We start from the raw sequence: 22,990 nt of genomic DNA, 5'->3' as shown, positions 1-22,990 counted from the left end.
AAATACGTATTATTGCAAAAACAAATACTTATTTACACTGAAATTAATGACAGAAAATAAGAAATATAACATAGAAGTTCGCGTTTGGATTGAAGAAGCTGAAGGTGCGTTTCTTGGAATTGGAAAAATCTGGCTTCTTGAAAACATCAGGAAAACCGGATCAATTACCAATGCAGCAAAAGAAATGAAAATGGCATATCGTCAGGCTTGGCAATTAGTTGAAGAAATGAATCAGCGTGCTGAAAGTCCTTTAGTAGAAAAACTTCTTGGCGGAAAAGGCGGTGGAGGTGCAAGATTGACCGAAGCCGGTGAAAGAGCCATTGCTGTTTTTTATGAAATTGAAAAACGCATTAAAGAATTTGCTCAAAAAGAAACTCAGAATTTAAAATTTTAATCCGCAATTATTATCATAAAAAAACAAATTAACCAAACCAATTTTTCAACTATCAGTGTTCATTTTAAAACATACTGATTTTAACCACCAAAACATGAAGCTAAAACTATATATACTCTTTATTCTTATTAGCCTGAAAAGTTTTTCTCAAATAGAAAATTCGAAAACAAAACAAGACAGTATTAAAAAAGAAGAACTTAATGAAGTTGTCATAACTGCTTCTCGTCGTTCTGAAAATATTATGCGTTCTCCTATTAGTATCGAACAATTAAAATCGGCGGAAGCCAAAAAAATGGGATCGCCAAGTATTTATGAAGCACTCGAAAATGTAAAAGGCGTTCAAATTATTACCCCAAGTTTAGGCTTTAAAGTAATAAATACTAGAGGTTTTGCTAATTCAACAAACGTTAGATTCGCACAATTAGTGGACGGAATCGACAATCAGGCTCCACATTTGGGCGCCCCAATTGCAAACGCTTTGGGCGCAAATGATCTCGATATTGATAAAATCGAAATTATTCCGGGAACGGCAGCCGCTTTGTACGGAATGAACGCTATTAATGGTTTGGCCAATATTCAGACTAAGAATCCTTTTGAATATCAAGGTGTGAGCGTTCAGCAATTAACAGGCGTGAATCATGTTGGAAATATTGATTGGTTTTCACCAAAAGTATATTCGCAGTTTAATTTAAGATTTGCAAAAGCTTTTAATGAAAAATTCGCTTTTAAAGTTAATGCTTCGACAACCGGAGGAACAGATTGGGTTGCTGATGACCGAACAGATCTGGCACCAAATGCAAATGCTTCGACTAATTTATTTGGTGCCGATAATCCGGCGTACGACGAAGTGAACGGTTACGGAAACGAATCGGCAAACCGAAAAACATTAAACTTAAACGGCAAAAATTATGTTGTGGCCAGAACGGGTTATCGTGAAACTGATATTTCTGATTATGAAATTAAAAACTATAAAGCTGATGTTGGACTTTATTTTCGTCCAAAAAAAGATCATGAACTTTCCGTCACTTACAAAACGGCTTTAATCAATACAATTTACCAGCGTTCAAACAGATTTCGCTTAGACGATTATACTTTAAATCAATTTGCCGCAGATTATCATACTCCAGTTTTTCAGGTAAAAGCATACGCGACTACTGAAAACACCGGAAACTCATACAACATGCGTTCTTTGGCCGAAAATATGGATCGCGCTTTTAAATCTGATGATAAATGGTTTGCTGATTATACTGTTGCATACAAAAATGCAATCACAAATGGTGCAAGTGTTGCCGATGCGCACAAAATTGCCAGAACGCAATCTGATCAGGGAAGATTTATTCCGGGAACTGAAGCTTATGAAAAGAAAAAAGAAGAATTAATCGATATTAATAATTGGGATATTGGTGCAGCTTTGCGCGTAAAATCGACTTTGGTTCATGCCGAAGGTTTATTTAATTGGGACAAAGCTTTTTCATCTTTCTTCGAAAAAATCGACGCAAAACTTTTAAGTGGTTTCGATTACAGAAATTACATTATTGTTCCTGACGGAAATTATTTCATCAATCCTGTACATGCTGACGAAAATTTGACGTATCAAAAATTTGGCGGATTTACGCAATTGACAAAAGATTTCTTTAACTCAAAATTGCGTTTGGGCGCTACAATCAGAGCGGATAAAGCCGATTATTTTGACACCAAATTTACACCACAGTTTACAGCAGTTTATTCTCCAAAAGAAACCATTAATTTTAGAGCTTCGTATCAAAACGGTTACCGTTTTCCGAGTATTTTTGAAGGATTTTCTAATGTAAATTCCGGCGGTGTAAAACGCGTTGGCGGATTGAGAATCATGTCTGATGGAATTTTCGAAAATTCGTATACCAAAGCTTCAATCGATAAATTTCAGGCGCAGGTAAATACTGATGTAAATACAAATGGTTTAACTCAAGCACAGGCAATCGAAAAGAATAAAAATACGATTCAGAAAAATCCTTATACTTATTTGGAACCTGAATTTGTAAAATCGTTTGAATTTGGTTTTAGGGGAATGGCTTTAAACAGAAACCTTTTTATTGATGCCGATTTCTATTATAACTCTTATAAAAATTTCATTGCTCAGGTCGAAGCCAGTATTCCGAATACGACAGATCCAAATTTAATTCCGACTGCATTATATTCAAAAAACACTCAAAATCGTTACAGACTCTGGACGAATTCTAAAAGTAAAATTTACAATTATGGCGGAAGTTTAGGTTTGAAATATCGTTTTGATAATACTTTCAGCGCATTAACAAATCTTACTTATACAAAACTCGACCGAACAGATGATAAAGATGGTTTGGAAGATGGATTCAACACACCGGAATTCAATGTAAACGGAACTTTAATTGCTCAAAATATCTGGAAAAATCTTGGTGCGAGTGTAAGCGCACGTTATCAAAACAATTTTGATTATGTTTCTTTTTTAGTCAGCGGAACTGTTCCGGCATATTGGACAATGGATGCTCAGATAAACTATAATTTCAAAAAAGAAATTTCGGCAAAATTAGGCGGCACAAATATTTTGAATAAAGCATATACATCAATTCTCGGTGGACCTTCAATTGGCGGATTATATTACTTGTCTCTCGTTTGGGAAACAAGTAAAATTTAACCGCAAAACACACAAGGCTTTTTGCCCACACAGTTTGCAGATAAACGCAAAGTTCGCAAAGCTCTATCAACATAAAGCTTTGCGAACTTTGTGCGATTATAAAAGTTGCAATAAAAAAACTTTGCGCACTTTGCGGTTAAATAAAACTTTTTATTCAATATGGAATTGTACTTTTATAGTATAAAAGTTCGTTAATAACTTTAAATAAAGAAATTGTTTATTATTTTTACCACATAATTTAAGCAGACTATGAGTTCTAACTTTGATAAATTTCAAAAGCGCAGGTTAATTTCCTCTTATTTTTCGGTAGTATTAAGTGTATTCTTGGTTTTATTCCTTTTGGGAGTACTAGGATTATTCATTATTAATTCTAAAAAACTGGCTAATGATTTTAAAGAAAAAATCGCGATGACGGTTTTCTTTAAAAATGAGGCTAATGATAGTGTTATCAAAGCATTCAATGCAGATTTAAAAAGAGCGCCTTTTGCAAAATCTTTTGTTTATGTTTCTAAAGAAAGAGCAGCAAAAGAGCATACTGATATCATTGGAGAAGATTTCTTGACTTTCCTGGGAGAAAATCCATTATTGAACTCATACGACATACATTTAAAAGCGGATTATGTTGAAAGAGACAGTATTTCTAAAATTGAAAGCAAACTGCGCCAAAATACAATGATTGAAGATATTGTTTACGACAAGCAATTGATAAATCTGGTAAACGACAACATCAAAAAAGTAAGTATGTGGATTTTGATTATCAGCGGTTTTCTTGCTGTAATTGCAGTTTTATTAATAAACAGTTCACTACGCCTTTCTATACATTCTAACCGTTTTATTATTAAAACTATGCAAATGGTTGGTGCTACAAAATCGTTTATCCGTAAGCCTTTTGTTATGCGTAGCGTAAAATTAGGAATGTTAGGAGCAGCATTAGCAATAGTAGCTTTAATTGCACTTTTAATTTATGTTGAGACTAATTTCCCTGGCTTAGGAATTTTAGAAGATAAAGCGCTAATCGGATTGGTTTTATTGGCCGTTTTCGGATTAGGTGTTTTAATTACATGGGTAAGCACGCATTTTGCAACACAACGTTTTCTAAATTTAAGAACTGACGATCTGTATTAATTTTAGACTTAAAACACATCTGAATTCCCTTAGGATAGGTCATAAATAACCTTAATTTTTGCAAGGTTTAACAAAAGATAAAAATGAAAAACAACAATATTAAAGAAGGAAAACAAGATAATCACGAATTTCTTTTTGACGGCATTAACTACAAAATCTTATTAATTGGAATTGGAGTTATTGCTTTAGGATTTATTTTAATGTCTGGCGGAGGAAGTAACGACCCGAATGTTTTCAACGAAGATATTTTCAGTTTTAGACGTATTCGTTTGGCCCCAACAACTGTTTTAATTGGTTTTGGAATTACTATTTATTCTATTTTCAAAAAATCAAAATAAATAGGTTTAAAGATTTAATTGGAATACCCTTAGGCTTCTCTCAGGGTCACAATCTAAAATCTGAAATCTAAAAATTTAAATTCTACATGGATACATTACAAGCTATCGTTCTTGCCATTATTGAAGGAATTACAGAATTTTTGCCTGTTTCTTCAACAGGACATATGATTATTGCCTCTTCTTTTTTCGGGATTGCGCATGATGATTTTACTAAACTTTTTACGATTGTAATTCAACTTGGTGCGATACTATCGGTTGTAATTTTATACTTCAAACGTTTCTTTCAGACATTTGATTTTTATTTCAAACTTTTAGTAGCATTTATCCCTGCAGTTGTACTCGGATTATTATTAAGCGATTTTATTGATGGCTTATTAGAAAACCCTGTTACAGTTGCAATTTCGCTTTTGATTGGAGGAATAATTCTATTGAAAGTTGACGAATGGTTCAACAGTCCAAACACAGCCGAAACTTCACAAGAAATCACTTATTTACAAGCCTTCAAAATTGGATTATTTCAATGTATTGCCATGATTCCGGGAGTTTCCCGAAGTGGGGCAAGTATTGTGGGTGGAATGTCACAAAAATTATCCAGAACTACAGCTGCAGAATTTTCATTTTTTCTGGCAGTTCCAACAATGTTGGGTGCAACGGCAAAAAAATGCTACGATTATTACAAAGCAGGATTCGATTTATCTCACGACCAAGTAAACATGTTGGTTATTGGAAATATTGTTGCTTTTGCAGTAGCGCTTTTAGCGATTAAAAGCTTTATTGGATTTTTGACTAAAAACGGTTTCAAAATTTTCGGTTATTATCGAATCATTGCCGGTATCGTTTTATTACTGATCCACTTTTTCATTCACCCGCTTACCATTATATAATGACACCTGAAGAATATTTAGAAGGACAAGTTTTATTGATTGACAAACCACTAAAATGGAGTTCGTTTCAAGCTGTCAGTAAATTAAAATACCTTTTAATTAATAAAGTCGGACTTCCAAAAAAGTTCAAAATTGGTCACGCTGGTACTTTAGATCCTTTAGCAACAGGCTTACTATTAATCTGCACCGGAAAATTCACCAAAAGGATTTCTGAATTGCAAGGTCAAGCCAAAGAATATACAGGAACATTTTTCATTGGAGCCACTACTCCATCTTATGATTTAGAAACAGAAATCAATCAAACTTTCCCAACAGATCATATTGACGAAACATTAATTCATGAAACCGTAAAAAAGTTTTTGGGTGAAATTGATCAAAAACCGCCTATTTTCTCTGCTATTAAAAAAGATGGCGTTCGTTTATATGAACATGCACGAGCAGGAGAAACGGTTGAAATTGCAAGCAGAAAAACAACAATTCATGAATTTGAAATTACTAGAATTGAATTACCTGAAATAGATTTTAGAGTTGTTTGTTCAAAAGGAACTTATATTCGTTCACTTGCTTATGATTTTGGAAAAGCAATGAATTCAGGTTCACATTTAACTGTTTTGCGCCGAACCAAAATTGGCGAATATGATGTTAAAAATGCGATCGATATTACTTTATTTGAAGAAAGCTTAAAGTAATAAAAAAGCACATTACAAATAAGCAGTAATGTGCCAAGCTCGTAAATCAAAGTATAGTTATTCCATACTTATTCCCTCTGAGTTAATAGTGAGGCACATTTTTCCCTCCAAATAAAAAGGTTGAAAAGAAATCATAGAATCTTTCGAATAACTTTTTCATAATAGTGATTTTTTAATAGTTAAACATTAAATAAACACCAATAAAAAGAGTAAATCAGAAAATTAATAATAGAAGTGGGATAGTTTTACTAAGATACAAAATTTTCCTGCAAATAAAAATTTTAAAGCTTTTATTTAACATCTTATTTAGTTTATTATCAACAGGTTATCAACAATAATTCTTCCTATTATTTCTTCAAAATAAAAGCATTATAAACGATTATACTTGATTTTTTCCATAATCTCCAAAAGTTCTTCCTGAACTGAAATCCCTTTATCGGCCAAGTACCATAATTGCAGATCGGTTTTTATTTTTTCATCAATTGGCCCAACTTCTTTTTTGTGTTTTGCCATTAACTCTGTCGCGCCTTTTGGTCTTGGCCCCCAATCTGTTCGAACAATTCCCGCTTCTTTGCAAATGACAATTACTTTTGGAATTGCTCTTCCGCCATTTGTCAAATAATGATTCATCAAGTCATCGTTTTCATCACGAAACACAATTCGCAAATCGATTTTTTTATCTGAAGCAAGCGCCATTTTATTTAAAATTGGAAGAATCTGAGCCGCATCGCCGCACCAGCCTTCTGAAATTACAAGCCAGATATAATGATTATCCAAATGCTGCAATTTTGAAATTGTATCTTCAGAAATTACAATCGTTTTTTCCAGTCGGTTCATTCTGGCTTCATTCAGTCTTGAATAATTCGTCAAACTGTCAGATTGCTCATTTCCGGTTGATTTTCCTTCTGATAATAAATCGGTTACTAGTTTTCGGTATTCAATATAGGAGTGGCTATTGAATAATGCTTTGGCTACGATACTTTTCATAAATAGTTATTTTGCTTAGCATAAATTTACGGATTTCTGAAGATTGAAGAATGACTTTTGTCAGATTTGATATAAAAAAACTGTAAAACTCTTTATAATTTTAAAATCACGGCACAATTATTTTTTTGTAAACATTATTTTTAAAAATCAGAATATGTCTATATTTGCACAAATTAACGCAACACAAACATGAAATATAAAAGAATTCTTCTAAAACTTAGCGGCGAGGCCTTAATGGGTGATTTACAATACGGAATTGACCCGAAAAGACTAGGCGAATATGCAGATGAAATCAAGCAAATTCACGATAAAGGAGTAGAAATTGCTATTGTTATTGGAGGAGGAAATATTTTTAGAGGCGTTGCCGGAGCAAGCTCAGGAATGGACAGAGTGCAAGGTGATTACATGGGAATGCTTGCAACTGTTATTAACGGAATGGCTTTGCAGGGCGCACTTGAAGACAAAGGAATGAAGACTCGTTTGCAGACTGCTTTGAAAATGGAATCTATTGCAGAACCATACATCAAAAGAAGAGCCGATCGTCATCTTGAAAAAGGCAGAATCGTAATTTTTGGAGCCGGAACCGGAAATCCATATTTCACAACAGATACTGCAGCTGTTTTAAGAGGAATCGAAATCAATGCCGATGTTATCCTGAAAGGAACGCGTGTTGACGGAGTTTATGATTCTGATCCGGAAAAAAATGCTTCAGCGGTAAAATTTGATTTCATTTCATTTGACGACGTACTTAAAAAAGGATTAAATGTAATGGATACTACCGCTTTTACATTAAGCCAGGAAAACAAATTGCCAATCGTTGTTTTTGATATGAACAAAATTGGAAACCTTTTGAAAATCTGCGCAGGCGAAAACATTGGAACTGTAGTAAATATCTAGACTGCTTAGATTGTTAGATTGTTAGATTTTTAAAAAATTAAATTTTTCTACATTCGAACAATCTGTATAGCAATCTCAAAAAAATAAAAAACAATATCAGTTAGTAAATTAGAAGTTAAGTTTTTAGAGTCTAAGAATTTAATCTTCTAAAAATCTAAAAATCTAAAAAAATGAGTGAAGAAATAGATTTCATATTAGAAAGTACTGAAGAATCAATGAATGGTTCGATTGCACACTTAGAAAAAGAATTTCTAAATATTCGTGCAGGAAAAGCTTCTCCGGCAATGCTTGGAGGTGTTTTTGTTGATTACTACGGAGCTGCAACACCACTTTCTCAAGTATCAAAAATCAGTGTTCCTGACGCTAGAACAATTACTTTACAACCGTTTGAAAAAAACATGTTGTCAGCAATTGAAAAAGCAATTATGGTTGCTAATATTGGCTTTAACCCAATGAACAATGGTGATGTTATCATTATTAGCGTTCCGCCTTTGACAGAAGAGCGTCGTCGTGATTTGGCAAAACAAGCAAAATCTGAGGCTGAAGATGCTAAAATTGGTATTCGTAATTCTCGTAAAGATGCGAATACTGATATTAAAAAATTAGAAAAAGAAGGAACTTCTGAAGACATCTGCAAATCTGCTGAAGAAGAAGTTCAAAACTTAACAAATGCTTTTACTAAAAAAATTGATGAATTATTGGCTGCAAAAGAAGCTGAAATCATGAAAGTGTAATTACATTTGGCACAAAATAAAAAATCCGTTTGGCAAAATAGCGTCAGACGGATTTTTTTATTCTTATTTTTGCATACCAAAAGTAAAATCTTTTCGTTTTTGAAACTATAACACGCTGTATGAAGCTATTTTGTTTTTTGACTTTGTTTTTCACGCTTACCATTCAGGCGCAGTTTCAAATAAACGGAATTGTTACCGATCCACACAATAAACCGCTTCCTTTTGCAACCATAACTACTGCAGACAACAACAATACTATTACAGATGTTGATGGAAAATTTGAACTTAAAATCAATTCAAAAACAACCACTTTTGCAGTTTCCTATATTGGCTTTCAGACAAAATTAGTTCCTGTTGTAGAGAAGAAAAAATTTTACCCCGTTTCGCTTTCTCAAAAAACAGATGATTTAAAGGAAGTCGTTGTTTCCAATGAAAACCCAGCATTAGCAATCATAAAAAAAGTTATTGCGAATAAAAACAAAAACAATCCACAAAAAAAACTCAACAGTTTTGAATACAAAACATACAATAAACTGATTGTAACGGCAAATCCAGATTCGATCGACGGCCGAATCGATTCTTCTGCAACCTATAAAGATTTTAACAAAAAGCAAATCAACATTGATTCTTCTGACTATAAGTTTAAAGAAATCATAAGCAAACAGCATTTATTTCAAACTGAGAAAGTTTCGCAATATCAATTTGGAAACAATAAATTAAAAGAAACAATTTTAGGCACAAAAATGGCTGGTTTTAAACAGCCAGTTTATGAAATTATTGCTTTTAATCTGCAGTCCATTTCGATTTACGATTCGAAATATGAATTGTTTGAAACCAAACATCAAAGTCCAATTGCCGATAATGCATTTTCTGATTACAATTACAAACTTTTGGACACCGTTCCCATTAAAGGTCGAAATACCTTTATGATTTACTTTAAAAACAAGAAAAGAAAAACAAATGCGCTAGAAGGTGTTTTATATATTGATCAGGAAAATTTTGCTGTTGCAAAAGCTGTAATGCGTATAAAAGCCGTTTTAGATATAAGCGGAATTCACGAATTTGAATATGTTCCAGAAGAAAAAATCTGGTTTCAAAGCAATACTACTTTTAAAATTGTCAAGGGAAAAAATGACGATGATATTAAAATTTTGGGAGGAACGATTCAATTTGATGGCGACGTTGAAGACAATTACGAACGAAGAAAAAAAGTAGCTTCAGACTTTACTTATTTAATTTCTGAAAGCAACAATTTTGACATTCATTACAATACAAATCCATCCATAAAAAATCCGTCGCTTTATATTGAAATTAAAGATGATGCCAATAAAAAGCCCGAAGAATTCTGGAATACTTACCGAAAAGAAGCTTTAGATCTTAAAGGCCAAAGAACCTATCAATTAATAGACAGCTTGTCGTTGAGCAAAAGAATTGAAAAACGTCTTGGTTTGGGCCGAAAAATCATCAATGGTTATCTTCCTATCGGGCCAATTGATTTGGATTTAAAAAAAGTCATCAGTTATAATAACTATGAAGGATTTCGTTTAGGCCTGGGAGGTGTTACAAACGATCGATTTTCCAAAAACTTTAGAATTGAAGGTTATGGCGCGTACGGAACAAAAGATGGTGCTTTTAAATACAATATAGGTTCTGGCGTTTTATTGGATAAAAACACCAATACCTGGCTAAATGGATCTTATACAGATGATGTTCGGGAAATTGCGAGTACCGTTTTTGCCGTTGATAAACGAGTTTTCAAAATCTATGATCCGCGTCCAATCAACATTAGTACTTTCTACAAATATATCAGCTGGAAAGCCAATGTTCAGACCAAAATTATTCCGAAAACTGAAGCTGTTTTTGAATTCGCAAGAACGTATGTCGAGCCAAAATTCGATTATCTTTTCAATTTAAACGGACAATTATACTCGAATTACATCATGACTACTGCAATGGTTTCAATTGTTTGGGCGCCATTCAGTGAATTTATGCAGACTCCTACTGGCAGAACAGAATCAGACAAAAGATTTCCTCGATTTACATTTCAGTACACGCAATCATTACCAAATGTTCTCGAAAACGATTTTACATTCAGTAAAATAGATTTCAAAACAGAGTATGAAAAAAAATACCTGAATGGACAAAAAACGAGTTTGCTGTTGCAGGGAGGTTACGCAATGGGAGATGTTCCTATTACGCACTTGTACAACACGATGCCAAATAATTTAACTAAAGAAACGGTTATTCAGCGTATTACTTTTGCAGGAAGAAACAGTTTTGAAACCATGTATTTTAATGAGTTTTTCTCTAGTCAATATTTATTCTTTCAAATAAAACATGGTTTTGACCGAATCAAAATCATGAAAAAAGTTCGACCTTCTTTAGTCTTGGTTACCAGAATGGCTTGGGGGAATATGGAAAATCCACAACAACATGTTGGACCTGAATATAAAACTTTAGACAAAGGTTATTTCGAATCAGGAATTGAGTTAAACCGAATTTTCAAAGGTTTCGGTCTAGGAGGGTTTTATCGCTACGGACCAAATCAATTATTAAAGTTTGAAGATAATATTGCGGTTAAGATTTCTTATGTTATTGATTTGGGGCTTTAAGATTTTAATTCCAATATATTAAATCCCAAATTTTTCAGCCACAGATTCACGAATTTCACCTCTTAACTTTGTGAAAATTTTTCCGCTGAATTTCACAAATTGATTTTGTTACAATTTGTGAAATTTATGGTTAACAAACTGCGCAAAGAAATGTGGTAAATTCATGAATTCGTGCCTATAAAAAAAATCCCAAACTCCAATCATAATAATTGAAATTTGGGATTTAAAATATTAAAATTTAAAACTATTTAAGGTTTAAGAATCAAAACAGAAGGCGTATTATTCAACCAAGTGCTTTGAGATTCAATCAGTTTTTTCCAGCTGTCTAAACTTATGATCATTAAGTTTTGCGTTTCTAAAAACTCTTTCTTAATTGTTCTGTCATGCATAATCATAATATGATTTGGAGCAATCTGTTCAATCGAGCGAATTGTTTCCTGAATATCGCGAGTATTTTTTACTTCACCGCTAGCATCCAGAACTGTAATCTGAGAACCATTATTATTGATCAGTTTTTTAGCATATTCAATCAAATACGCATCTTCTTTGCTAAAAACCGGCATAAACACCTGATCAACTTCTTCTAAATCTTTATCAATAAAAATCCCGACTGGCATTTTGCTTTTAGCTATAATATGACGTGTTCTTTCATCAAACGGAGAGTTTTCAAACAAACCTTCTTTTCCTGTAAACTTGTCAATTAATCGATCTGGATTTACAATTCTGGTTGTGAAACCAAGAATTTTCCCTAACAAAGTTCCTTCAAAAATAGACTGGCCTAAACCTACCAGCAACAAATCATATTCACCTTGATTTGCGGTATCGATAATATCTGAATCAATATCATTTGTTACCTTAAAAATACTCAGCATATTTTGATTTAGCTGTTTTGATTCTTCAATAACCGGAAGTAACATTTTTCGTTCGTGATCTTTAACATCAAATGAATGTATTTCTGTACTTAACGACAAATGCATTGCTGTTACTATCGAATTATCACCTTGTTTTTTAACTAAACTATTTGCGATTTTTAGCAATTTTTTCCCTCTTTCAGGAGTTGCAAAAGAAAGCAGAATCTTGTATTTGCTTTTGGTCCCAATTTCTTCTGGAACTGCTGTAACTTTATCTTTAAAAACAAAATTGATAAAATCTAAAGCTGGTCCGGTCATAAAAGTTGTAATCAAAGCCATGATTACCATCATTGTAAAAATCTCAGTAGATAATACTCCTAAATCATAACCAATATTCAAAACAACCAATTCCATTAAACCGCGTGTGTTCATCAAAGCACCGATTGCCAAACTATCTTTCCAGTTTTGCCCGACAAATTTTGCTGCTAAAGCACTTCCAAAGAATTTACCAACTACAGCTACAACAATAATAAGACCTGTAATTTCCCATAAAGCAGGATCATTCAACAATCCTATTTGTGTGCGCAGACCCGTAAATACGAAGAATAAAGGCAAAAGAACAATTATCGAAACGTCTTCTACTTTTTCAATAAAAATATTTCTAAATTTATTGTTTTCCGGCATAATTGCTCCAGCCAAGAAAGCTCCAAATAATGCGTGAATTCCAATTAATTCAGCTGCATACGCAGAAAATAAAAGTGTCAAAAAGAAAATCGCAACGACAGGTTTATTCAAACTTTCGCGAGTTGAATTTAAATCACCTACACGTTTCAAGAAAGGACGAACAATTTTCAACATGATAATCACATACAAAATCGCCAAACCAATTACATAAAGTGAACTAGCTAATGAACCTGCTTTTACAATAGCAATTACTACTGCCAAAATACACCAAGCCGTAATATCATCAGCTGCCGCGCAAGTAATGGCTATAGTTCCTAATTTCGTTTTTTGAAGACCTCGCTCCTGCACTATTCGCGCCAGAACCGGAAATGCTGTAATACTCATCGCAATTCCCATAAACAATCCGAAAGATGAAAAAGCAACGCCCTGAGGCGCAAAAGTTCCGTAAATAAAATAAGCAAGTGTCAATCCTAAAGCAAACGGAATAACAATACTGGCGTGACTGATTACAACGGCATCGTGCGCTTTATTTTTCAAAACTTTCAAATCCAATTCCATCCCGATAACGAACATGAAAAGAATAAGACCGATCTGACTTAAAAACTGAAGATTTCCTAAAGACTCCTTTGGAAACAAAGCGGCCGAAAACTCCGGAAAATACATTCCAACTAAAGATGGCCCTAGAACAATTCCCGCAATCATTTCTCCAATTACAGATGGTTGTCCAATTTTTCTAAAAAACCACCCGAACAAACGTGCAACTAAAATAATGGTTACAATCTGTGCTAATAATATAGCAAGAGGATGCTGAAGGTTTTCAATCATGGAATGCAAAAAATCATTCCAATGATTACTTTCTATTTTTTTTTCTAATACATTTCGGCCCGCTTCAAGAGATGAACCTTGTGAAATTATCCAATATATCAAAGTAGTAAAACCGCCAATTACTGTAATGTAAAATAAGGAGTTTTTAAAGTTATTCATAATTCGTTTTTTTAAATTATGGAACAAATATCAGAAGTCCACTTTACGTGAAAAAGCAATTTTACCGCTAATTTTAAATCTATGTAATAAGTCTGTAAAACTTTGTAATAAGTTATATTTTCACCTTTTTCAAAAAGTCTGCGCGGTACGTTTCGCTGAGAATCAGCGTTACATTTTTGTTGTTTTCTTCCAGATGATGCAGCACAATTTCGTTATGATTAAAAAATTTAATTGCTTTTACTGCAATGATTTCTTTTTTATTCACACGACAAAAATCGGAGTCGGGCAATTCATTTAAAAGTGTATCAAATTTAACATTTTTCAGATTCAGAAAACTGCCATCTGTCAATAAAACAGTTTTGTCCCGACTGTCTCCCAAAGCCGTTTTTATATATTGAATTTGATTAAAATAAAGCAACGTTTTGCCTTTGTCGGTATTTAATTGAATGAATTTCTTTTTGGCATCTGGTTTATCAAAACGTTCAACAGCTTTGGCAATCGCTTTTTGCAGACGTTCTAATTTTACCGGTTTTGTAATATAATCAACGGCATCAATATTAAAAGCATCGGCGGCGTATTCTTTATAAGCTGTACAAAAAATAACCAATTTATTTTGGAACATTTCAGCCAAATGAAGTCCGTCGATTCCTGGCATTTCGATATCCGAAATCAGCAAATCAAAATCAAGATCGGCTAAATCAGATAGAAGTTTTTCGGGATTATTATATGTTTTTACAATTTCCAATTCCGGAATTTGTTCGCAAAGCATTTTCAGGTAAGTTAATCCCGGAAGCTCATCGTCCAGAAGCAAGCATTTCAGTTTTGTATCCAAGTAAATCTATTTTTAGATGAGCAATATAAACATCGTTTTCTACAAACTTATCGAGCTTGAAATTATTCTTGTAAATAATTCGCAAACGATGCTCTAAAGTGGCATGTCCAAAACCGCTTCGTTCCTTTTTTAAAACTTTTTTATCCGAAATTTTATTCGAAACGGTCATAAAAAAAGCATTATCCTTAAACTCAAAAACAACCGATATAAAAGCATCGGCACTTTGCAAATCAGCATGTTTAAAAGCATTTTCAATTAAATCAATCGAAATTAGCGGCGCCAATAAAGGCTGATCATACAATTTGTCTTCTTTATTAATATTGGTTTTGATTTTCAATTCAAAAAGCGGACTGATCTTGATTTTATTGATTTCGATCAAATTCAGTGCAAAATCAATTTCTTCTTTTGCGGTGACGAATTTCTTTTTGCTTTCGTATAAAATATAATCCAGGACATTTGCCAATTTATCTAAAGCAAAATAAGTTTGATAAGCGTGCGACTGAATCGAATTTAAAATATTCTTAAACAAATGCGGATTCAGTTTTGATTCTAAAGTTTCAAGCTGCAAATCGTTTACTTTTACTTCGAGTGCATAAAAACTTTTTTCGGCGTCATCTTTTGCTTTTTTTGCTTGTACCAATTGGTAAATCATAAAGCAAATTATAACGACGAGCAATAATAGAATCGCTAAAAAAATAAAAGTTGTTGTGTTGTTTTGTTGCATATTTAAGACTCCCAAATTTCTTTTAATGATTCTTTGTAATAAATAAAAATTCCGATTGTTAAAACTAAAATGCTGGATACCCAAAAATAATATCCTAATTCTAGAGAAACGATTTGTGCCATTGAACCGCTTTCTGCTCCTAAAATTTCTTTCCAAAAAGAAAAAGAAACTGATAAACATGAAGCAATAAAACTTAGTACGACTGCTTTTTTACTATTATCTTTAATAAAATAAATAATTGCAAAAAAGCTTAATGGATTTGCCATCCAAATAATCTGTTCTAACAAACCCCCACCGAGAAATGCTGTTGATCCCATCAAAAAATAATCAATAGACGATGAAACTTTTATTTCATTACTATAATTAATTGTTACAGCATTTTGAGTTAACGAAACACTGAACAACAAAATACTAAAAATAATAATAAGCAATTTACTCTTTTTAAATTCCATTCTTTTTAAAAAGTCTTTTCAACTTGATTTGTTTAAATTCATTTTCACTACAAATATGAGAAAAGCTAACGACTAAATAGTAAAAAACAAGAAAATTAGCACAATCTAAAAACTTGCAAAATTATGTTAACATTGCGTAAAATACAATCGATTGTTTATGATTTTGAGGCATTTTCACTACATTTGCAACCATTTTTAAAGATTTTATGAAAAACGCTATTCAAGTTGGATTTTGGGAAAAACTGGCCCGAATCATACTTAAAAACAGAATAACAATTCTGATTATCCTTTCTGCATTGACTATTTTCCTTGGTTATCAATGGAAAAACCTTTCTATGACTTATACCGAGGCAAACCTGCTTCCAAAAGATCATATTGCAAATAAAGAATATCAAAAATTCTTAGACAAGTTTGGTGAGGAAGGAAATCTTGTTGTAATTGGTTTTAAAGATCCTAAATTCTTCACACCAAAAAACTATGCAGCTTGGAATGAATTAATGACAGGTTTAAAAAAATCGAAAGAAGTTGATTTGGTTGTTTCTTTGAACGATTTGAAAAAACTGGAAAAAGATACAATTAATGAAAAATTCGTTTTAACGCCTTTTATCGATCAAAGCAAAGCCTTAGATCCTGCATATTTAAAAAGTGTTCAACACGATTTATTCAACAATTTGCCTTTTTACGAAGGATTATTATTCAACAAAGAAAGCGGAAGTGTTCGTTCGGCGATTTATATCAATAAAGCTTTAGTAAATACTCCCGAAAGAAAGACTTTTATACTTGAAAATTTAGTTCCGAAAATCGCTAAATTCGAAAAAACAACCGGAATTGATTTGAAAGTTTCTGGAATGCCATACATCAGAACAATTAATGCTGATGATATGAAAGGCGAAATCGGACTTTTCATTGGCGCTGCTTTATTGACGGTTTCTTTGATTTTCTTTTTCTTTTTCCGTTCGTTCAGAGCGACATTTATTTCAATTTGTATTTTAATTGTCGGCGTAATCTGGTCATTTGGAACGCTGGGATTATTTGGATATAAAATCACGATTTTAACCGCTATTATTCCGCCGCTAATTATCGTAATCGGAATTACAAACTGTATTTTCCTGATTAATAAATATCAGCAGGAAATTAAATTACACAACAATCAGGCAAAAGCTTTACAACGTGTTATTTCGAAAATTGGAGTGGCGACTTTAATGACAAATTTAACCACTGCGATTGGTTTTGCAACGTTTATGATTACTGGAAACGATTTGCTTTTTGAGTTTGGTTTAGTGACTTCAATAAACGTAATTTCTGTTTACTTACTGACACTTTTTATTGTGCCAATTATTTACAGTTTTATGCCGCTGCCAAAAGAAAAGCATTTGTATCATTTGACTAAAACGTACATTTCGACTTTACTAAATGTTGTTGAAAATCTGGTAAAAACAAAACGTAAATATGTCTATATAGTTTACGGACTACTTTTGGTTTTCAGTGTAATTGGAGTTGCTCAAATGAAAGTTTCAGGAAGTTTGATTGGCGAAATGCCAAAAAGCGCTTCTTTCTTTAAAGATATTTTATTTTACGAAAAAGAATTCAACGGCGTTATGCCATTGGAAATCATGATTGACACCAAAAAGAAAAAAGGTGTTATGAAAGCCTCGACAATTCGTAAAATGGATGAATTGCAAAATACAATTGCTGAAATTCCAGAATTGGCAAAACCAGTTTCTATCGTGAATTTGGTTAAATATTCTAAACAGGCTTTCTATAACGGAAATCCGGAATATTACCAATTACCAACTTCGCAGGAGCAGGCTTTCATTTTGAGTTATGCCAAAAATGCAACAAAAAACAGCAAAGAAAATCTAATGAAAGCGTACGTTGATTCGACTGGACAATATGCTCGAATCACCACTTTCATGAAAGATATCGGAACGGATGAAATGGCAAAAGTGGAGAAAAAATTACATTCAAAAATTGATGAAATTTTCCCGAAAGACCGTTTTGAAGTTACCGTTACCGGAAAAGCATTGGTTTTCCAAAAAGGAACTTCATACTTAGTTGACAACTTAATAGAATCGTTGATTTTCGCAATTTTGACGATTGCAATTCTTATTTTATATTTATTCCGTTCGTTCAAAATGGTAATGGCTTCGGTGATTACGAATATTTTACCGCTTTGTATTACGTCTGGATTAATGGGTTATTTCGGAATTCCGTTAAAGCCGTCTACGATTTTGGTATTCAGTATCGCCTTCGGAATTTCGGTTGATAATGCGATTCAGTTTATGGCGAAATATCGACATGACTTGCTTCAAAGTGGCGGAAAAGTTAAGAAATCGGTTTTCAGTGCTTTAAGAGAAACTGGAATTAGTACTTTCTATACTTCTGTAGTTTTGATTTTAGGTTTTGCGACTTTTACATTGTCAAGCTTCAGCGGAACGATTGCACTTGGAGGATTAATTTCTTGTACTTTGGCTTTTGCAATGTTTGCTAATTTGGTTGTATTGCCTTCTTTGGTTTTGACTTTTGAGAAGAAGAAGACTAAGAAAGAGGAATTGGAGAATTTGGATGATTAAGTTTTTTTGTTAGCCAAGACCCGAGCGATAGTGAACAGGCGAAGCAATTTCACGAATTGGCATGAATTTAAAATAAAAAAAACTTTGTGAAGGTTTTCAACTTTGACAAAGGTTGACATATAGTTTGTTATTCCGAGGAACGAGGAATGACAAAAAAGAAAAACAATTTGGTCTCTTGAAAACGAGGGCCCTAGCCCTGATAGGAGCGGTATCCTTTTTCTTGCTTCTTTAGCAAGAAAAAGATATAGCGGATAGCAGGAAACAGCTTCAAAAATTAATTATTATCGATTATATTTGCAATTCGATATAAAAAACACTGATTTTAATTTAATCTAAAATCAGCAATCTAAAATCTAAAATAAAAATGAAACACACAAAGGTTAAAGACTTATTAAACAGTACGACGACGCTACAGGAAGTGAATGCAAAAGGATGGGTGAGAACTTTTAGAAATAATCAGTTCATCGCGCTTAATGACGGTTCTACAATTAATAATATACAATGTGTTGTTGATTTTGAAAATACTCCGGAAGAAACTTTAAAAAGAATCACAACTGGAGCTGCGGTTTCTGTAATTGGAACTTTGGTTGAGAGTAAAGGTGCAGGTCAGAAATATGAAATTCAGGTGAACAAACTTGAAATCCTTGGAGATTCTGATGCTGAGAAATTCCCAATGCAGCCTAAAAAACACTCTTTAGAATTTTTACGTGAAAACGCTCACTTGCGTGTACGTACAAATGCTTTTGGTGCGATTATGCGTGTTCGTTCGGTATTGTCATTTGCGGTTCACAAATATTTTCAGGAAAAAGGTTTTGTGTATGTAAACACACCAATTATCACTGGAGCTGATGCTGAAGGTGCTGGAGAAATGTTTCAGGTAACTTCATTACCATTGGATAATCTTCCAAAAAATGAAGAAGGAAACATCGATTTCAAAAAAGATTTCTTTGGGAAACATACGAACTTAACGGTTTCTGGACAATTAGAAGGTGAAACTTTCGCGATGGCTTTGGGTCAGATTTATACTTTTGGACCAACTTTTAGAGCGGAAAACTCAAACACTTCTCGTCACTTGGCGGAATTTTGGATGATCGAGCCAGAAGTTGCTTTCAATGATTTGGATGACAACATGGATTTGGCTGAAGATTTTATTCAATATGTAATTAAATATGCTTTAGACAATTGTCAGGATGATTTGAAATTCTTAGAAGGAAGACTTTTAGAAGAAGAAAAATCAAAACCGCAAGCTGAAAGAAGCGAAATGAGTTTGTTAGAGAAATTGAACTTCGTATTAGAGAACAATTTCAAACGTGTTTCTTATACAGAAGCAATCGACATTTTAAGAGATTCAACTCCAAATAAAAAGAAGAAATTTCAATATATCATCAACGAATGGGGAGCTGATTTACAATCAGAACACGAGCGTTATTTAGTGGAAAAACACTTTAAATGTCCGGTAATTTTATTCGATTACCCAGCAAACATCAAAGCGTTTTACATGCGTTTGAACGACAACACAGAACCAGGAAGAGAAACCGTTCGTGCAATGGACATCCTTTTCCCTGGAATTGGAGAAATCGTTGGTGGATCTGAAAGAGAAGAGCGCTACGATGTTTTGGTTGAAAAAATGAAAGCATTAGAAATCGACGAAGAAGAATTATACTGGTATTTAGACACCAGAAGATTTGGTTCTGCAACGCACGCAGGTTTCGGTTTAGGATTTGAGCGTTTGGTATTGTTTGTTACTGGAATGACAAACATTAGAGACGTAATTCCTTTCCCAAGAACTCCTGGAAGTGCAGAGTTTTAATCTGAGGTTCTAAGGTACTGAGGTACTAAGATTCTAAGGTTTTAAAATTTAACAATAATAATTAAATACGAATTCATTCGTCAACATAAGATACTTAGTGCCTTAGCATCTTAGTACCTTAGCACCTTTTTTTATGCTAAAGCAATTTTTAAATTTAAAATTATCTCAAAAATTATCTCCACAGCAAATTCAGCTGATGAAGTTAATTCAATTGCCTACGCAAGCTTTTGAACAACGTTTATTAGAAGAAATGAACGAAAATCCGGCTTTGGAAGCAGGAAAGGAAGAAGAATACGAAACTGATGAATATGCTAATGACGACTACGACGATTATGATGACGCAGAATCAGACAGAATCGAAGCAGAAGACATTAATATTGACGAATACTTAAGCGACGACGATACGCCTGATTACAAAACTCAGGTAAATAACTACAGTGATGATGAAGAGCGAGAAACTCCTTTTGCGGCTCCAATAAGTTTTCATCAGGATTTGATCAATCAGCTTAATACTTTTATTTTAAATGATGAAGAACGCGAAATCGCTGAATTCTTAGTTGGAAGTATTGATGATATGGGTTATATCCGTAGAAGCATTTCGGATATTGTTGACGACATGGCCTTCACTCAGGGAATTTATACTGATGAAGCAATGGTCGAAAAAATGATGACCGTGATTCATGAACTCGAACCTTCGGGAGTTGGCGCGCGCGATTTGCAGGAATGTTTATTATTGCAATTAAAGCACAAAACACCAACCGAATATGTTGATTTAGCGATTGACATTATCGAGAATCAGTTTGATGCTTTTACGAAGAAACATTACGATAAATTATTACAGAAATACAGCGTTTCGAACGAACAGCTTAAAAAAGCAATTCACGAAATTGAAAGACTGAACCCAAAACCAGGCGGTTCTTTTACAGGAAACAATAAGGTTACAGAAAATATAGTTCCGGATTTTGCTATCAGAATTATAGACGGCGAATTAGAACTGACTTTAAATGGAAGAAATGCTCCTTCTTTGCACGTTTCTAAAGATTATCAGGAAATGATGCAGACATATAAAGATTCTCGTGATAAATCGTCGGCACAAAAAGATGCGGTTCAGTTTATCAAACAAAAACTGGATTCGGCTAAATGGTTTATTGACGCAATTAGACAACGTCAGGAAACGCTTTTTGTAACAATGAATGCGATTATGCATTATCAGGAAGAATATTTCTTAGACGGTGACGAAACCAAACTAAAACCAATGATCTTAAAAGACATTGCAGATATGGTTGGTTTGGATATTTCGACAATTTCCCGTGTGGCAAACAGCAAATATGTTGAAACGCCATACGGAACAAAACTAATCAAAGAGTTTTTCTCTGAAGCGATGAAAAATGATCAGGGTGAAGATGTTTCAACTTTGGAAATCAAAAAGATTCTTAAGAATACAATTGAAGAAGAAGACAAAAAGAAGCCTTTACCAGATGATCAATTGGCTGAAATCTTAAAAGAAAAAGGTTATCCAATTGCCAGAAGAACAATTGCAAAATACCGTGAACAACTTGATATTCCGGTAGCAAGAATGAGGAAGAAAATTTAAATTTTTTAAAAAACAAAACCCGACAGATTTCAAAAATTTGTCGGGTTTTGTTTTTTTCTTTAAGCTTATTTATATTGATCCGGCAAAATTTTCACCGTAAACAAAAACACTTTCTTTTTATCACTGTAACTATAAATCAAAGTATAATCATTATCTCTAAAAACCTGAAGTCCGGGATTTGCTTTCGCTGTGCTTAAAAGACTTTTTTCAATTTCTTCTTTTATAACATCAGTCTCTGCTGTTATCTTCTCAACATTTATCAAGGTCAAATTGTATTGAACAACTTGCTTTTCGTGCAAACTCACACTATCCAACCGAATTCCTTCCTGAATATTTAATGGGCAATTTTTATTGTATTTCGCAACTAATTCAACAATTTCAGAATTCACCTCATCTTTATTTTCAGATAAATAAAACTGAAAAAAGACAGCCAAAACAACCGCAATTCCAATAACAGCTAATAATAAAATATTTTGTTTTTTACGGTTTTGTTTATCCTGCATAATTTAAATTTTAAATAAAATTTGAAATCTATTTTTCCTGAATTTTCTTCATGGCATTAAAATACGCAGCACGGCTAAGCGGCTCATATTCCTCCGTTTCTCCTAGCATTACTAATTTATCATTATCCGTTTTTCTGAAACTATAATTAGCAAGATTTCCTGTTCTGGTACAAACAGCATGAACTTTCGTAACGTATTCGGCTGTTGCCATAAGCGCAGGCATTGGTCCGAAAGGATTTCCTTTAAAATCCATATCAAGACCGGCAACAATTACACGAATTCCCTGATTAGCTAAATCATTGCAAACTGTAACAATTTCATCATCAAAAAACTGCGCTTCGTCAATTCCGATAACGTCGCAACCTTGTGCTAAAATCAAAATATTAGCTGCGGCCGGAACCGGTGTAGAACGAATTTCATTAGCATCGTGAGACACTACCATTTCGTCATGATAACGGGTATCGATAGCGGGTTTGAAAATTTCGACTCTTTGTTTGGCAAATTGCGCGCGTTTTAATCTGCGGATTAATTCCTCGGTTTTACCCGAAAACATTGATCCACAAATAACTTCAATCCAACCAAATTGTTCTTTGTGATTTACTGTATTTTCGAGAAACATTTTGTATTTTTCTGCCTTTAAAAATGAATAGTTTTTATTACTTTGTACTGG

The 22,990-nt window shown here is 33.3% G+C and carries 19 protein-coding genes; 12 read left to right on the top strand and 7 right to left on the bottom strand.

Translation table 11 applies throughout. The features are described from left to right. The first annotated feature begins 46 nt into the window (after positions 1-46). From FN795_RS16440 to truB, 6 genes are all read left to right on the top strand, one after another. Positions 47-394: a winged helix-turn-helix domain-containing protein gene (locus FN795_RS16440; protein WP_142451643.1), complete on the top strand. Its 348-nt coding sequence runs from the start codon at positions 47-49 to the stop codon at positions 392-394. Positions 395-488: 94 nt separating this feature from the next. After that, complete coding sequence (locus tag FN795_RS16435; protein WP_142451641.1) at positions 489-3,047, top strand: TonB-dependent receptor; 2,559 nt, start codon at positions 489-491, stop codon at positions 3,045-3,047. A gap of 249 nt (positions 3,048-3,296) precedes the next feature. Next, positions 3,297-4,172, top strand: coding sequence for a cell division protein FtsX (locus tag FN795_RS16430; protein ID WP_142451639.1), 876 nt, complete (start codon positions 3,297-3,299; stop codon positions 4,170-4,172). 83 nt (positions 4,173-4,255) lie between these two features. After that, positions 4,256-4,510, top strand: a complete 255-nt coding sequence (locus FN795_RS16425) for a DUF3098 domain-containing protein (RefSeq protein WP_035653289.1) — start codon at positions 4,256-4,258, stop codon at positions 4,508-4,510. An 86-nt stretch (positions 4,511-4,596) separates the two neighbouring features. Next, complete coding sequence (locus FN795_RS16420; RefSeq protein WP_142451637.1) at positions 4,597-5,394, top strand: undecaprenyl-diphosphate phosphatase; 798 nt, start codon at positions 4,597-4,599, stop codon at positions 5,392-5,394. Further along, positions 5,394-6,083, top strand: coding sequence for a tRNA pseudouridine(55) synthase TruB (truB, locus tag FN795_RS16415; protein ID WP_142451635.1), 690 nt, complete (start codon positions 5,394-5,396; stop codon positions 6,081-6,083). The genes FN795_RS16420 and truB overlap by 1 nt, the downstream gene beginning before the upstream one ends. A 369-nt stretch (positions 6,084-6,452) precedes the next feature. On the opposite strand, the gene FN795_RS16410 is transcribed toward truB, so the two are convergent. Beyond that, positions 6,453-7,070, bottom strand: a complete 618-nt coding sequence (locus FN795_RS16410; RefSeq protein WP_142451633.1) for a thioredoxin family protein — start codon at positions 7,068-7,070, stop codon at positions 6,453-6,455. 189 nt (positions 7,071-7,259) lie between these two features. On the opposite strand from FN795_RS16410, the gene pyrH reads away from it, so the two are divergent. From pyrH to FN795_RS16395, 3 genes are all read left to right on the top strand, one after another. Beyond that, positions 7,260-7,967, top strand: a complete 708-nt coding sequence (gene pyrH / locus FN795_RS16405; RefSeq protein WP_142451631.1) for a UMP kinase — start codon at positions 7,260-7,262, stop codon at positions 7,965-7,967. 170 nt (positions 7,968-8,137) lie between these two features. Then, positions 8,138-8,701 carry a ribosome recycling factor gene (gene frr / locus FN795_RS16400; RefSeq protein ID WP_142451630.1) on the top strand — a complete coding sequence of 188 codons (564 nt, stop codon included), beginning with the start codon at positions 8,138-8,140 and terminating at the stop codon, positions 8,699-8,701. Between the two features lie 119 nt (positions 8,702-8,820). Then, a complete protein-coding gene (locus FN795_RS16395; RefSeq protein WP_142451628.1) occupies positions 8,821-11,313 on the top strand; it encodes a DUF5686 family protein in 2,493 nt (830 codons plus the stop codon). 248 nt (positions 11,314-11,561) lie between these two features. On the opposite strand, the gene FN795_RS16390 is transcribed toward FN795_RS16395, so the two are convergent. From FN795_RS16390 to FN795_RS16375, 4 genes are all read right to left on the bottom strand, one after another. Next, positions 11,562-13,832, bottom strand: coding sequence for a cation:proton antiporter (locus FN795_RS16390; RefSeq protein ID WP_142451627.1), 2,271 nt, complete (start codon positions 13,830-13,832; stop codon positions 11,562-11,564). Positions 13,833-13,944: 112 nt separating this feature from the next. Beyond that, positions 13,945-14,664 carry a LytR/AlgR family response regulator transcription factor gene (locus FN795_RS16385; RefSeq protein ID WP_142451625.1) on the bottom strand — a complete coding sequence of 240 codons (720 nt, stop codon included), beginning with the start codon at positions 14,662-14,664 and terminating at the stop codon, positions 13,945-13,947. Continuing rightward, positions 14,627-15,388, bottom strand: a complete 762-nt coding sequence (locus FN795_RS16380) for a sensor histidine kinase (RefSeq protein ID WP_142451624.1) — start codon at positions 15,386-15,388, stop codon at positions 14,627-14,629. Before FN795_RS16380 ends, FN795_RS16385 begins: the two co-directional genes overlap by 38 nt. 2 nt (positions 15,389-15,390) lie before the next feature. Then, positions 15,391-15,840 carry a hypothetical protein gene (locus FN795_RS16375; protein ID WP_142451622.1) on the bottom strand — a complete coding sequence of 150 codons (450 nt, stop codon included), beginning with the start codon at positions 15,838-15,840 and terminating at the stop codon, positions 15,391-15,393. A 206-nt stretch (positions 15,841-16,046) separates the two neighbouring features. Here FN795_RS16375 and FN795_RS16370 point away from each other — a divergent pair, with 206 nt between their 5' ends. The 3 genes from FN795_RS16370 (at position 16,047) to rpoN (ending at position 21,817) form a co-directional block, all read left to right on the top strand. After that, positions 16,047-18,413, top strand: coding sequence for an efflux RND transporter permease subunit (locus FN795_RS16370; protein WP_142451620.1), 2,367 nt, complete (start codon positions 16,047-16,049; stop codon positions 18,411-18,413). 364 nt (positions 18,414-18,777) lie between these two features. After that, a complete protein-coding gene (gene asnS, locus FN795_RS16365) occupies positions 18,778-20,223 on the top strand; it encodes an asparagine--tRNA ligase (protein WP_142451618.1) in 1,446 nt (481 codons plus the stop codon). A gap of 133 nt (positions 20,224-20,356) precedes the next feature. After that, positions 20,357-21,817, top strand: a complete 1,461-nt coding sequence (gene rpoN, locus FN795_RS16360; RefSeq protein ID WP_142451617.1) for an RNA polymerase factor sigma-54 — start codon at positions 20,357-20,359, stop codon at positions 21,815-21,817. Between the two features lie 65 nt (positions 21,818-21,882). Here rpoN and FN795_RS16355 read toward each other — a convergent pair whose 3' ends face one another. Beyond that, positions 21,883-22,320, bottom strand: coding sequence for a hypothetical protein (locus FN795_RS16355; protein ID WP_142451615.1), 438 nt, complete (start codon positions 22,318-22,320; stop codon positions 21,883-21,885). Between the two features lie 28 nt (positions 22,321-22,348). Beyond that, positions 22,349-22,939 carry a thymidine kinase gene (locus FN795_RS16350; protein ID WP_035653260.1) on the bottom strand — a complete coding sequence of 197 codons (591 nt, stop codon included), beginning with the start codon at positions 22,937-22,939 and terminating at the stop codon, positions 22,349-22,351. Positions 22,940-22,990: the final 51 nt, after the last annotated feature.

Origin of the sequence: Flavobacterium resistens (assembly GCF_900182645.1) — a bacterium.
Classification (GTDB): domain Bacteria; phylum Bacteroidota; class Bacteroidia; order Flavobacteriales; family Flavobacteriaceae; genus Flavobacterium; species Flavobacterium resistens.
This window is presented reverse-complemented; position numbering and strand designations above follow the sequence as displayed.